Genomic DNA, 12,758 nt, shown 5'->3' on the forward strand with positions numbered 1-12,758 from the left:
GTCATACATTTACATAAAAAAGTAACAAGGAAACTATTATGGGCTTAGGCGGCATTAGTATTTGGCAACTGTTAATCATCCTTGCCATTGTTGTATTACTCTTCGGCACTAAAAAATTAAAGGGTATGGGCAGCGATCTTGGCGGCGCTTTAAAGGGTTTTAAAGACAGCATGCAGGGCGATGACGACGACGCAAAAAACATTGAGAAAAAAGCGCAGGAAGACGCCAGCGCAGCCCAGCAAACAGAGAAAAAAGACGAGTCAAAACTATAAATGTTTGATATTGGCTTTGCTGAGCTTTTAGTTATCGCCGTTCTCGGACTCCTTATTCTTGGTCCAGAGCGCTTGCCCGGCGCAATTCGCACCACCTCCCTGTGGATTGGAAGGTTGCGCCGCAGCTTTAACGATATTCGCTCAGAAATTGAAAAAGAAGTTGGCGCCGATGAAATTCGTCGCCAACTTCACAATGAGTCAGTGCTTGCCTCGCTAAAGGAAGGTAAAAACTCATTAGATCAAGAGTTAAACAAGGCCGGCAAACAGGTTTCTGAAATAGAAAACAGCATCCACCCTCAGCCGAAGGTCAATAAGCCGGCGGAGTCAGCCAGCACCCCATCCGAAGCCCAAACCGCGACCGACCAAGATAAGCAGCAATCATGAGTGATGCCGAGCAGGATCAAAGCCAACCGCTAGTAGCCCATTTAACGGAGCTTCGCGACCGTCTACTGCGAATTGTGCTGGCGGTACTGATTTGCACACTGGGCTTATTCCCCTTTGCCAACACCATTTACAGCTTTGTCTCGGAGCCCATGCAGCGCTTGCTACCTGAAGGCAGCAGCATGATTGCAACCGAAATTGCGTCGACCTTTTTAACCCCGTTTAAGCTGGTTTTAGTGTCGGCATTTTGTCTGGCTATGCCGGTTATCCTGCACCAAATATGGCAGTTCATTTCCCCTGGCATGTATCGCCACGAAAAACGCATCGCCGCACCACTGCTAATATCAAGCGTGGCCTTATTTTATGCCGGTTTGGCCTTTGCTTATTACGTGGTGTTTCCGCTGGTCTTTGGCTTTTTCAGTGGCATCACCCCAGCTGGGGTGAGCTATACACCCGATATTGCCCGCTTCTTAGACACCGCACTCAAGCTCTTTTTAGCTTTTGGCGTAGCCTTTGAGATCCCTATCGCGACGGTACTGGTGATCGCCTCTGGCGCAATCACAGCAAACGATCTTGCCGAAAAGCGGCCCTACGTCATCATCGCCTGCTTTGTATTTGGAATGCTGCTAACACCGCCGGATGTGATATCGCAAATGCTGCTAGCGGTGCCAATGTGGCTGCTGTTTGAGATAGGGATTATATTTGGCAGGCTGGTGAAAAAGAAAACCGCTGAAACTGATACCGACAATCAAGAATAAGCCGTAAAACCGCATCAGTACTCGTCTGGTGGCGCCTCGTAACCGAAGGCGAGGTTTTCGAAGCGGGTATGCTTACCAATAAAGCTCAAGCGTGCGGTACCAATAGGGCCGTTACGCTGCTTACCAATAATGATCTCCGCCATGCCTTTATCGGCAGACTCCTCGTTATACACCTCGTCACGATAGATAAACATGATGACGTCGGCATCCTGCTCTATCGCACCAGATTCCCGCAGATCTGAGTTAATCGGACGCTTATTTGGACGCTGCTCCAAAGCGCGGTTTAGCTGCGACAAAGCCACAACGGGGCACTCAAATTCCTTTGCGATACCTTTCAAAGAGCGAGATATTTCAGATATTTCAGCTGTACGCCCTTCGCTACTAGTACCTGCAACCTTCATTAACTGAAGATAATCGAGCATGATCATGCCGATACCACCGTGCTCTCGAACAATTTTCCTTGCGCGGGAACGCACCTCAGTCGGCGTTAATGCCGGCGTATCATCAATGAACAAGGCCTTATCTTTTAACTTTGTCACCGCCGCACTTAGCTTAGGCCAATCTTCGTCTTCTAGGCGACCTGTACGCATGCGGGTTTGATCTATCCGTCCAACCGACGACAACATCCGCATCATCAGCTGATTCGCCGGCATCTCCATGCTGAACACCAGCATCGGCAGTTCACTACTTAACAGCGCATTTTCCACCAAATTCATAGCAAAGGTGGTTTTACCCATCGAGGGTCGCGCAGCAACAATAATAAGATCCGACTTTTGCAGCCCAGAAGTCATCTCATCGAGCTTTTCAAAGCCCGTTGTCAGACCGGTGATGGCATCATCACTGTTAAACAGCTCATCGATTTTATCGACGGCTTGCTTGAGAAGCGGATTAATTGGGGTGAGGCCGCCAGTCTTTGGACGCTCCTCAGAAATCTGCATGATGGCGCGCTCGGCCTCATCCAGTATCTCGTCGCTATTGCGACCCTCAGGGTTAAAACTGCTATCGGCAATCGCGTTGGCGGCGCTGATCAAGGCGCGAAACGTTGCGCGCTCCCGCACTGCTTGCGCGTATGCACGGATATTGGCGACTGAAGGGGTGTTGCTGGCAATGTCAGCCAGATACGCCGCACCGCCAACTGACTCCAGCTCACCCGCCTTAGCGAGCGCCTCAGCGAGCGTAACGACATCTATGGGCTGCTGAAGCTGAACCAAACGCGCCATTTGCGCAAAAATTTTGCGATGCTCAGGGCGGAAAAAATCACCCTCACCCACTGCATCAGCTACCGAGTCCCAAGCTTCATTGGCGATCATCAATCCGCCAAGCACCGATTGCTCAGCTTCTACTGAGTGTGGGGGTAACTTTAGCTGGGCAAACTCGCGCTCTTCGGCAAAGTCTGGCGGTGATTCTGGGTAAACGTCGGGATGCACTGGACCATCACTAGGTATTATAAGATCGAGCATTGTTGCAAAAAAAAAGCACCACCGCTACAAACAGCGGTCGTGCTTTTTATCGATATAGCTATATCGCAAAAGTAGCGACACCCCAGCTCTATTAGCTGGGGTCAATCTAGCTATTTACGAGACAGTCTTACTCAGCAACAACAGAGATGCTGACAGTCTGCACTACGTCGCTGTGAACTTGAATCGCAACATCGTAGCTGCCTAGGTCGCGAATTGGACCTTCTGGCATACGTACTTCGCTCTTATTCACTTCAACGCCAGCAGCAGATACTGCATCAGCGATATCGCGAGTACCGATAGAGCCGAACAGCTTACCGCCGTCACCAGCGTTTGCACCGATAGTCACAGACAACTCAGCCAATTTAGCAGCACGAGCATCGGCAACACTGCGCTTCTCAGCGGCAGCGGCTTCTAATTCAGCGCGACGAGTTTCAAACTCAGCGACGTTTGTTTTAGTGGCAGGAACAGCTTTGCCATAAGGGATTAGGAAGTTACGTCCGTAACCGGATTTAACATTAACCTGATCACCCAGATTGCCAAGCTTGCCAATTTTCTCCAGCAGAATCACTTGCATGGTTCTAACCCTCTCAAATACGCCGACATTCGCGTTGCCCTACTGTGCAGGGCGAACCGGCAAACGCCGTCTAATATCAATCCAACTATCCACAATCGCTATCAATATCAGCGCCACCCAAAGTGGTCTCAACATCAACAGCGCTACATAAAAAACTATTAACCAAGCGCGGCCCAAACCTAAGCGACCAACAACACCATGCACCAAAGCCAAGCCAGCAATCACAATGGGCATTACACACATCACTGCCCAAAACCGATAATCACCGCCAATTTTGCTTAGCAGCAACATCATTGCCACAAGGCCGATAGTCACTGCCGGTGACAATCTAAGCTGCCACATCTCCAAACGAAATCCGCCCGGATTGTATAGTAGCGCCTGCCACCAGCGCGCCAACATCACCGCCATCGTACTCCACAACACCGCACTCACACCGATTAATGCAGCAATATCACCGGTTGTGATCTCCGGAAATACTCCCGGTGCCGATGCCTGCATCTTTTGCAACATAGGCTGCACAAGCTCAAGCACTGAGGCCAAGTAGGCATTTGCAAATTGCGTTAACAACAAGGCTGAAAACAAGCCCGCCGCTACCGCGGTGATTAATGCATTTGCCCACTGCTGGGTATTACGAAGTACAAGGGCTGTTGCGGAAGCCCCTAGCAGCATTGTCAGCGGACCGACATCTGCTCCGATTGTTGCCACAGCTATAGCCGGTAACAGTGCCCAAAAAACCACATAAGCACCTTCGGCCAAACCTTTGCGCAGCAACACTAGTACCGCTGCGGCTACACCGACCCAGGCAAAAACAAGCGTACCAACGCCCAAGCCTGCAACGGCCACCGCCTGCAAGCGCCCTTTCATTATAAATTCAGCTAAGGCGCGCATGGTTATAACGTCGTTTTCTTACTTATGGCTGTCTGTGTAAGGCAGCAAAGCCAAGAAACGAGCGCGCTTAATTGCAGTAGACAATTGGCGCTGGTATTTAGCATTTGTACCAGTGATACGGCTAGGTACAATTTTGCCTGTTTCAGAAACATAGGCTTTTAGGGTTTCCAAATCTTTATAATCGATTTGGCTAACACCTTCCGCTGTGAAGCGGCAAAACTTACGACGACGGAAAAAACGTGCCATAACTATTCTCCTAACTCAGTCCGCAATTATTCAGCGTTATCTTCTGCCAGTTCGGCATCAGAATCGCTATCGTCATCAGCTGCTGACTCAGAGTCATCACGGCTGCGCTCTACACGTTGCTCGCTGCGGCTACGGCGCTCGCGGCTCTCTTTTTCCGCTTTCATGATTGGCGACTCTTCAGTCACTGCTTCATCGCAACGGATAATGAGGTTACGCAATACAGCGTCGTTGTAACGGAAGTTAGTCGTCAACTCTTCCACTGCTTCAGCAGACGCTTCAGCATTGATCAGCACATAGTGTGCCTTGTGGATTTTGTTGATAGGGTAAGCCAGTTGGCGACGGCCCCAGTCTTCTAGGCGGTGAACTTTACCACCGTCTTTTTCGATGGCTTGCGTATAACGCTCAACCATACCTGGTACCTGTTCGCTCTGGTCGGGATGAACCAGGAACACAATCTCGTAGTGACGCATTTTCAGCTCCTTACGGGTTAAGTCACCCTTTACGGTGTGACAAGGAGGACAACCCCATCCTTAATTAGACGGAGTTACCATAAATCAAGAGCGCGGATTTTAGGCAAGGGCGCCGCCAGATGCAAGCAATTCGCACAAATATTAGCCAATAGATGCAGATTGCCGCTGACGAACCGCTTCAAACAGACAAATTCCGGTCGCAACCGAGACATTTAAACTACTCACAGTACCAGCCATAGGCAGCTTGGCTAAATAATCGCAGTTTTCACGAGTTAGCCTGCGCATACCGGCACCTTCAGCCCCAAGCACCAATGCCACCGGCCCACTGAGATCCCGTTCATATAATGACGCTTCTGCCTCACCCGCCAAGCCAACCACCCAAATACCGGCCTGCTGCATTTGCTGCAAACTGCGAGCAAGGTTAGTTACCTGAATAAAAGGCACCACGTCGGCAGCGCCACAGGCAACCTTAAATACCGTTGCACCTAGCCCGACGGAATTATCTTTAGGTGCGACAACGGCAGTGACCCCAGCCGCATCCGCACTGCGCAAACACGCACCTAAATTATGAGGATCAGTAACACCATCAAGCACCAATATCAGCGCAGCGCTCCCCGCTGCAGCCACTAGGTCGGGTAAATCTTTTTCGCGATATTCAGTTGCGGGCTCAACCACCGCAACGACGCCCTGATGGCGCCCCTCTACCATCTTGTCTAACTCTTCGCGGGGACGCTGAGCGACGCCAATTGACGCCGAGGCGGCCAAAGCCAAGACCTCTTGCAAGCGCTTATCGCCCCGACCATTTTGCACATAAAGATTTTTCACGCGCTCGGGGTTGCGGGCCAAGACCGCCTGCACGGCGTGAATACCAAATATTTTTTCTGCCACAATAAGGACTCTATCGACTGCGACGCTTGCCAGAAGCGCCCGATTTTCTTGCAGCGGCGGTTTTAGCCCCCACTCCTGTTTTCTTTGCCTTCGCGGTTGGTGCTTTTTTCGCCGCAGCCTTTGGTGCCGCTGCCTTAGCTTTAGCGCCGCGACGTTTCGCGGCACCACTCTTAGCCGGCGCCTTCCCCTTAGACGTTTTAGCCCCTGACGACGGCATCAATCCTTTTGCCAAAGCCTCCCGCACAGAGGGCTTTTGACGCTTGGCTGGCTCACCCGCAGGCAGCGCCAAATCGATTTTGCGCTGATCAAGATCAACGCCCATCACCTGCACCCGCACGGTATCGCCCAACTGGAATACTCTGCGCGCACGCTCACCAACAAGACGCTGATGGGCTTGATCAAACTGATAATAATCCTGCGGCAAGGCCGAGATATGCACCAAACCTTCTATATATAAGTCTTTCAGCTCGACAAACATGCCGAAGCCGGTCACCGCCGCGATCACACCGTCGAACTCACTGCCAACGTGCTCCTGCAAAAACTCGCATTTCAAGAAGGCCATCACATCGCGACTGGCATCGTCAGCCCGCCGCTCAGCCATAGAGCAATGCATACCCTGTGCGACCAGCGCCTCCATATCGTAGGGATAGATTTTTTTACGGCTTAGCGCCGGTGCGCCATCAACTTTATGGAAACACTTCGCTGCCTCTCCACCGCCACTGCGCACCAAATAGCGCAAAGCGCGATGCACGAGTAAATCGGGGTAGCGACGTATGGGCGAGGTAAAGTGGGTATACCCCGAATAATGCAATCCAAAATGACCTTCGTTGTCGGGCTGATACACCGCCTGACTCAAAGAACGCAGCATCATTGTTTGAATGACCGCCGCATCGGGACGCTCCCCCAAACTAGACAGCAGCAATTGATAATCCTTCGGACTAGGCTCAGCACCGCCGCGCAAACCTAGACCAATCTCTTGTAAAAATGTACGGAGATTTGTGAGCTTTTGTTCACTTGGCCCGCTGTGAACGCGGTACAAGGCCTCTAAGCCAGCACGCTCCAAGGCCTTAGCCGTCGCGACGTTCGCGCACAACATACACTCTTCTATTAAACGATGGGCGTCGTGGCGACGAATCGGCACAATCGCCTCGATCCGCTTTTCATCGTTAAAAACGATACGAGTTTCAACCGTTTCAAAATCAATTGCACCACGCTCTGAGCGCGCCTTGCGCAAGGTAAAATAAAGCTCGTGCAAATCTTTTAAATGCGGCAGTAAATCACGGTTTTCACCGCTGTCATAACTCGGATCAACATCCTTAAGCTCCAGCAGCGCGCCGACTTCGTTATAGGTAAGCCGCGCGTGAGAGCGAATCAAACCCTCGTAAAACTGGTAGCCACTGAGCTTGCCTGTCGCACTGATAGTCATTTCACAGACCATCGTTAAGCGATCCACATGCGGTTTTAAGGAACATAAGCCATTTGAGAGGGCCTCAGGCAACATCGGCACAACACGATCAGGGAAATAGACCGAGGTAGCACGCTTATTTGCCTCCTCATCCAAGGCCGAACCGACCTGCACATAGTGAGAAACATCAGCAATCGCGACCCACAAACGCCAACCACCCGATTTTTTCGGCTCGCAATACACCGCGTCATCGAAGTCACGGGCATCCTCACCATCAATAGTGACCAGCGGTAACTCACGCAGATCCACCCGATGTTTTTTATCCTTCTCTAGCGGCTCAGAACCAAAACGCCGCGCCTCCTCATCAACAGCCTCAGGCCACTCAAAAGGAATATCATGGCTGCGAACCGCCAACTCGGTTGCCACACCCACTGTGCGACGATCACCCAAAACCTCAGTAATCCGGCCGCGCGCCTGCTGACGCGCACCGGGTTGCTGAGTCAGCTCAACCATCACGTAATCGCCTTCTTTAGCGGTCGCGACGTCGTTATCTTCCAGTGCTAACCAGTTTTGGATACGGGTATTCTCTGGCACCACCTGCGGCAAGCCTCGATGCATCATCAACTTGCCAACTAATTGCTGAGTGTTATGCTCAACAACCTCAATAATCACGCCCTCACGCCGACCACGCTGATCGACGCCGGTTACTTCAACCTTAACGACATCACCATCAAAGACCTGCTGCATTTGACGATTTGCCAAATACACGTCTTCATCTTCGCCGTCAATAACCACGAACCCGAAACCGTCGCGATGCCCCTGCACCCGCCCGAGCATGGCGTCGCCACCACTAATCGCGCGCAAACGACCCCGCCGCCCTTCAATAACCTGACCGTCGCGCAGCATGGCCTTTACGCGGCGGCGCAACCCCTCCTCCTGATCTTCGCCCTCAATCTCTAACTGCCGGCGCAACTGCGACAGGCTCAAACCATTCTCAACATCTTTTAACTGCTCGAGAATAAATTCGCGGCTGGGGACAGGATTATCGTAACGCGAAGCCTCGCGCTCGGCATGGGGATCGGGCAGATTGCGGCGTTTTGCCATTCAGTAACGCTTCCTTTGAAAGGGATTTAAAAACTTATTGGCTAGTGTAACGCAACCGTTGACAAAAATACTTTCTATCAGTAAATTGCGCGCCTCGGCATAATAGCCGCACGCCTCCTGCCCAGGTGGTGAAATTGGTAGACACGCCAGCTTCAGGTGCTGGTCCTCGCAAGGGGGTGGAGGTTCAAGTCCTCTCCTGGGCACCAAAACAAAAACCCAAGCATTTTCAAAAACTTAAAATCAAAATTAGCTGAAATCACTGCCGTCAAATCACGCAAAAATTTAGCCCCCAACAGCAAGCTCTCGTATTTTCTGCTTTCATTATAGCTAAGCTCCCACGCTTAACTCCCTGCGCCCCACAATCTCTCAATAAAGCGACAAGAATAAAAGACCTGCAAATCGATTACATATTGCTCGCTACAGATTTACACTCCAATCTTTACAATCACGCGTCAAAACACCCATCGCCATATGAAAGAGGGGAATACACATATCAGCAATAAGGAATTGATTCTCGTCGGCGGTGGCCATGCGCATGTGCAAGTACTCAAATTGTGGGGCTTAAATCCACTTGCTGGCGTAAACCTAACACTCATTTCCCCGCAGCATCAAACACCTTACTCTGGCATGCTACCTGGGCTTATTGCGGGTCACTACAGCCAAGCCGCTACCCATATAGATTTAATTCAACTCTGCCAGTTTGCAGGGGCGAAATTTATTCAAGCTAGCCTCGCGCACATTGACCTTGCAGGCAAACAGCTACATCTAAACGAAAGCGACCACACCATAAAATTCGATGTGCTGTCCCTTAATAGCGGCATTACACCCAATTTGACCATTGAGGGGGCTAGCAATTTTGCCACCCCAGTTAAGCCCATCAGCGAGTTTTATCCGCGCTGGCAGCAAACGCTAGATGAACTTTGCTCAGGAAATACTGCTAAATCTATTGGAGTGGTAGGTGGCGGCGCTGCGGGGGTCGAATTAATCATGGCGATGCAGCACGCGGTATTGCATCACGCGGGCATTTCTCGCGAGGTCAGGTTTCACTTTGTTTATCGAGACGATGAGCCGCTTAAACAATTCCCGCGCCGCATTCGCCATCGCGTCCACACCGCACTAAGCAAGACAGGCATCGCGCTCCACAATCACAGCGAAGTGTGCGAGCTAAAGCACAACAAAATGTATTTTGCAGATCAGCGATCACTGCACTGCGATTATATATTTTGGTGTACCAGTGCGAGCGCACCTGAATGGCCAAAAAAATCAGGATTAGATACAGACAAACAGGGCTTTATTAGGGTGCATGACACCCTGCAATCGAGCAGCCATTCCTTTGTATTTGCATCTGGTGATGTGGCGCAACAATACAATCACCCTCGACCACACGCCGGTGTATTTGCCGTTAGACAAGGGCCTATTTTATTTCAGAATTTACAAAGAAAACTATTAGCCAAACCCTTGGTAAAACACCGCCCGCAGCAACACTTTTTAAGCATACTCGCATTGGGCGACAAGGAAGCTATTGCATATAGACGCTTTTTTCCCGCCCTGCAAGGCGGCTGGGTATGGCGCTGGAAAGACGCCATCGACCGGCGCTTTATGGCCATGTTTTCAAAGTTAAATTAAAGCAACACCGCCACAGCAAATACGAGCAAACCAGCAGCACTAAGCAGGATAGTTTTTTGTTTATACGCAGGCGACATCCAGCCCAAATACATTCCACTAAGCATAATCAGCATTAAGCCCACGGCAAACACAGTCTCGAGCAGGACATAAATTTTAGGTCCATGACCTTTGTGCAATTCCATCATCATGGCCTGCAAATTTGGATTAGCGACTTCTACATCCACCCCCGACTCAGTTTGTCTTAGCGTGTAATTTTGACGACTTGAGGGACGCGTATAAAAATTAGTACCACGCACCCTAACCTCTTCTACTCGAGCGTCGATATTAAGCGTGGTGAGAATTGCAACAACATCGCTTCTTAAAGTTTGGCTATCGGCGTCTAAACGAGCGTCGGCTACGTGCCCGACTTCGCCACGAACCACTTCACCCTCGTAGTCCAATAGATACAAGCCACCAGACAGCGCCATAATAATAACAATGGGTGAAAAGAAAGCGGCGAGGTATAAGTGAATAGTAACAATGAGTTTGCGCGACATCAGACTAAGCTCTTAACAATGAAAATAGCCCCGAATTATCCACGTTTACCCAGCACATTACAGCCATAGCCCACCATAAATTATAGAAATATTCAGCCGTCCATGAAATCAATTTGCCATATTGTGACCACACCCCATAGCCATATATTGGCGAGATAGCCTGAGAGAAGGATGCGACAAAGTGTCGCAGCCAAAGCTCGTCGCTACCGACAAGACCCGCGTATACTTATAATTTCACCCGCACTGAATATAACCAGGCCACCAAGGCACATAAAACGTGAGCTTAAATCCAAACACAGCCAACTTACGCGGCCTATGTATAATTCGCAGCTTGGTTATCGCCGGCCAATTCGGCGCGGTCTTTTATGCTGAAACCCAATTAGGCTGGTTGCTTCCCTACGTTATGTTAAAACTGCTGCTTGCCGCGATTTCCGTCTTCGCCGTATTCAGCTGGTGGCGCAGTTTTCGCAGCTGGCCAGTGACGGACATCGAATTATTTGTCCATCTGTGTGTAGATATTGTTGGTTTTAGCGCTGTGCTGTATTTCTCTGGTGGCGCGAACAACCCCTTTATTTCTTATTTACTCGTGCCCCTTTGTATTTCTGCCGCGACCCTAGCTTGGGCGTATGCGTGGACGCTTAGCGCCCTCGCCTGCGCGGCCTATAGCTTATTATTGTTTTTCTTTATCCCCTTAGAGGCGGTAGCACCGCTGCATCACCAGCATGGCATGTCGCCTAACACCCATATCCTTGGTATGTGGGCTAGCTTTCTCGTCAGCGCACTACTGATAAGTTATTTTGTATTTAAAATGGCTCAGCGCTTGCGTCAGCGCGAAAATGAATTAGCACGCAGCCGCGAGCACCGTCTCCAAGATGAGCAAATGCTAGCAGTCGCCACCCTCGCCGCAGGCACCGCCCACGAGTTCGGCACACCACTTTCAACCATGAAGGTAATACTGGAGGATTTAGCTGAGCAAAAAACCGCTGAAGACGCCGAGGATATCCGTTTATTAGAACAACAACTCGACCACTGCAAAGACATTTTAAATAAATTAGTCAGCACCGCCCGCGACCTAAGCGAGGGCGAAGTGATCTCGATTAATGCTGGCGATTATTTAGCAGAATTAGCCGAGCGATGGCAGGTATTACGCCCCGCGTGCGAACTGCAGACAGAAATTAGTGCTAATACCGCAGCGCTAGCATTACGGCTTGATGGCACGGTTAGCCAGGCAATTTTGAACTTACTAAACAATGCTGCCGATGTCAGTCCAGATCATATTGGCTTGGCATTAAGCCATAGCAGTAGCGAACTCATATTCGCCATAAAAGATCGCGGCCCAGGGCTTAGCCCCGAGCAGGCCAGCATATTGACCAAAGCATTTATCAGCACCAAGGGCAAAGGCCGCGGTTTGGGCTTGTTCCTCAGCCACGCCACCGCCAATCGCTATGGCGGTACATTAAGCTGGCAGCAGCGGGAAGGCGGTGGCAGCCAAGTGGAGTTAATATTACCGCTGGATAAAATACAGAGGCCAGCATGAATCACAGCTTAGAAAAATTCTTGCTTGTAGATGACGATATCACCTTTAGTACAACACTAAGTCGATCACTGAAACGTCGAGGCTACACCGTAGAAGTTACTCATAGTGTGGAGGAGGCATTACAGCGATGCGAAGACTTCACTCCAGACAAAGCCGTTATCGATTTAAAGTTAGAAACCCGCTCGGGACTAAGCCTAATTCCCCTGCTGCGCAAACGCTTCCCCCATTTGCGAATGATCGTACTTACCGGCTACTCCAGCATTGCCACCACCGTTGACGCGATCAAAATGGGGGCCGACAACTATCTGCAAAAACCTGCCGGAACCAGAGAAATCCTCTCTGCATTTGATGACCAATCTAGCCAGCATGACGTAGCCACCGACACACTCAGCCCACCGTCTTTAGACAGAATCGAGTGGGAACACATTCAGCGGGTACTAGCAGAAAACGATGGCAATATTTCTGAAACTGCTCGTCAACTTGGTATGCACCGCCGAACACTGCAAAGAAAATTGCAAAAGCGGCCCGTTAAATCCTAAGCCGCCCAAACGCCTATTAAAAGGCGAAAAAAAACCGCGCCTTAAGAGGCGCGGCTTTATTAACGCAAATTATT

At 50.5% G+C, this 12,758-nt stretch carries 14 protein-coding genes and 1 tRNA gene; 7 read left to right on the forward strand and 8 right to left on the reverse strand.

The window, feature by feature from the left end:
• Nucleotides 1-38: 38 nt before the first annotated feature.
• Genes tatA through tatC form a run of 3 tightly spaced genes read left to right on the forward strand, consistent with a single transcriptional unit; the run spans nucleotide 39 to nucleotide 1,411 of the window.
• The gene (gene tatA, locus C0068_RS02285) at nucleotides 39-272 is read left to right on the forward strand and encodes a Sec-independent protein translocase subunit TatA (protein WP_103682876.1); all 234 of its coding nucleotides are present in this window, start codon (nucleotides 39-41) and stop codon (nucleotides 270-272) included.
• Entirely contained in the window at nucleotides 273-656 is a 384-nt protein-coding gene (tatB, locus tag C0068_RS02290) for a Sec-independent protein translocase protein TatB (protein ID WP_103682877.1), read from the forward strand. It abuts the gene before it with no gap.
• Nucleotides 653-1,411 carry a twin-arginine translocase subunit TatC gene (gene tatC / locus C0068_RS02295; protein WP_103682878.1) on the forward strand — a complete coding sequence of 253 codons (759 nt, stop codon included), beginning with the start codon at nucleotides 653-655 and terminating at the stop codon, nucleotides 1,409-1,411. Before tatB ends, tatC begins: the two co-directional genes overlap by 4 nt.
• Nucleotides 1,412-1,425: 14 nt before the next feature.
• Here the strand turns inward: tatC and dnaB are convergent, their stop codons facing one another.
• From dnaB to rnr, 7 genes are all read right to left on the reverse strand, one after another.
• The gene (gene dnaB / locus C0068_RS02300; RefSeq protein ID WP_103682879.1) at nucleotides 1,426-2,871 is read right to left on the reverse strand and encodes a replicative DNA helicase; all 1,446 of its coding nucleotides are present in this window, start codon (nucleotides 2,869-2,871) and stop codon (nucleotides 1,426-1,428) included.
• Between the two features lie 127 nt (nucleotides 2,872-2,998).
• Entirely contained in the window at nucleotides 2,999-3,445 is a 447-nt protein-coding gene (rplI, locus tag C0068_RS02305) for a 50S ribosomal protein L9 (RefSeq protein WP_103682880.1), read from the reverse strand.
• Nucleotides 3,446-3,484: 39 nt separating this feature from the next.
• Entirely contained in the window at nucleotides 3,485-4,309 is an 825-nt protein-coding gene (locus tag C0068_RS02310; RefSeq protein ID WP_146047826.1) for a hypothetical protein, read from the reverse strand.
• A 42-nt stretch (nucleotides 4,310-4,351) separates the two neighbouring features.
• Nucleotides 4,352-4,579 carry a 30S ribosomal protein S18 gene (rpsR, locus tag C0068_RS02315; RefSeq protein ID WP_103682882.1) on the reverse strand — a complete coding sequence of 76 codons (228 nt, stop codon included), beginning with the start codon at nucleotides 4,577-4,579 and terminating at the stop codon, nucleotides 4,352-4,354.
• Nucleotides 4,580-4,605: 26 nt separating this feature from the next.
• Nucleotides 4,606-5,049, reverse strand: coding sequence for a 30S ribosomal protein S6 (gene rpsF, locus C0068_RS02320; RefSeq protein WP_103682883.1), 444 nt, complete (start codon nucleotides 5,047-5,049; stop codon nucleotides 4,606-4,608).
• A 141-nt stretch (nucleotides 5,050-5,190) separates the two neighbouring features.
• Nucleotides 5,191-5,940 carry a 23S rRNA (guanosine(2251)-2'-O)-methyltransferase RlmB gene (rlmB, locus tag C0068_RS02325; protein WP_434061415.1) on the reverse strand — a complete coding sequence of 250 codons (750 nt, stop codon included), beginning with the start codon at nucleotides 5,938-5,940 and terminating at the stop codon, nucleotides 5,191-5,193.
• Between the two features lie 7 nt (nucleotides 5,941-5,947).
• Nucleotides 5,948-8,446 (reverse strand): ribonuclease R, encoded by a 2,499-nt coding sequence (gene rnr / locus C0068_RS02330; RefSeq protein WP_103682885.1) that lies wholly within the window; start codon nucleotides 8,444-8,446, stop codon nucleotides 5,948-5,950.
• A gap of 119 nt (nucleotides 8,447-8,565) precedes the next feature.
• On the opposite strand from rnr, the gene C0068_RS02335 reads away from it, so the two are divergent.
• Nucleotides 8,566-8,652, forward strand: a tRNA-Leu gene (locus C0068_RS02335).
• A gap of 265 nt (nucleotides 8,653-8,917) precedes the next feature.
• Nucleotides 8,918-10,072 (forward strand): FAD-dependent oxidoreductase, encoded by a 1,155-nt coding sequence (locus tag C0068_RS02340; RefSeq protein WP_103682886.1) that lies wholly within the window; start codon nucleotides 8,918-8,920, stop codon nucleotides 10,070-10,072.
• On the opposite strand, the gene C0068_RS02345 is transcribed toward C0068_RS02340, so the two are convergent.
• Nucleotides 10,069-10,608: a PepSY domain-containing protein gene (locus C0068_RS02345; protein WP_103682887.1), complete on the reverse strand. Its 540-nt coding sequence runs from the start codon at nucleotides 10,606-10,608 to the stop codon at nucleotides 10,069-10,071. The two genes, C0068_RS02340 and C0068_RS02345, sit on opposite strands and share 4 nt — an antisense overlap.
• Nucleotides 10,609-10,885: 277 nt before the next feature.
• Between C0068_RS02345 and C0068_RS02350 the strand changes: the two genes are divergently transcribed.
• Nucleotides 10,886-12,145: an ATP-binding protein gene (locus C0068_RS02350; RefSeq protein WP_103682888.1), complete on the forward strand. Its 1,260-nt coding sequence runs from the start codon at nucleotides 10,886-10,888 to the stop codon at nucleotides 12,143-12,145.
• Nucleotides 12,142-12,684 (forward strand): response regulator transcription factor, encoded by a 543-nt coding sequence (locus C0068_RS02355; RefSeq protein WP_103682889.1) that lies wholly within the window; start codon nucleotides 12,142-12,144, stop codon nucleotides 12,682-12,684. The genes C0068_RS02350 and C0068_RS02355 overlap by 4 nt, the downstream gene beginning before the upstream one ends.
• Nucleotides 12,685-12,758: the final 74 nt, after the last annotated feature.

Source organism: Zhongshania marina (assembly GCF_002915595.1).
In the GTDB taxonomy this organism is placed as follows: domain Bacteria; phylum Pseudomonadota; class Gammaproteobacteria; order Pseudomonadales; family Spongiibacteraceae; genus Spongiibacter; species Spongiibacter marinus_B.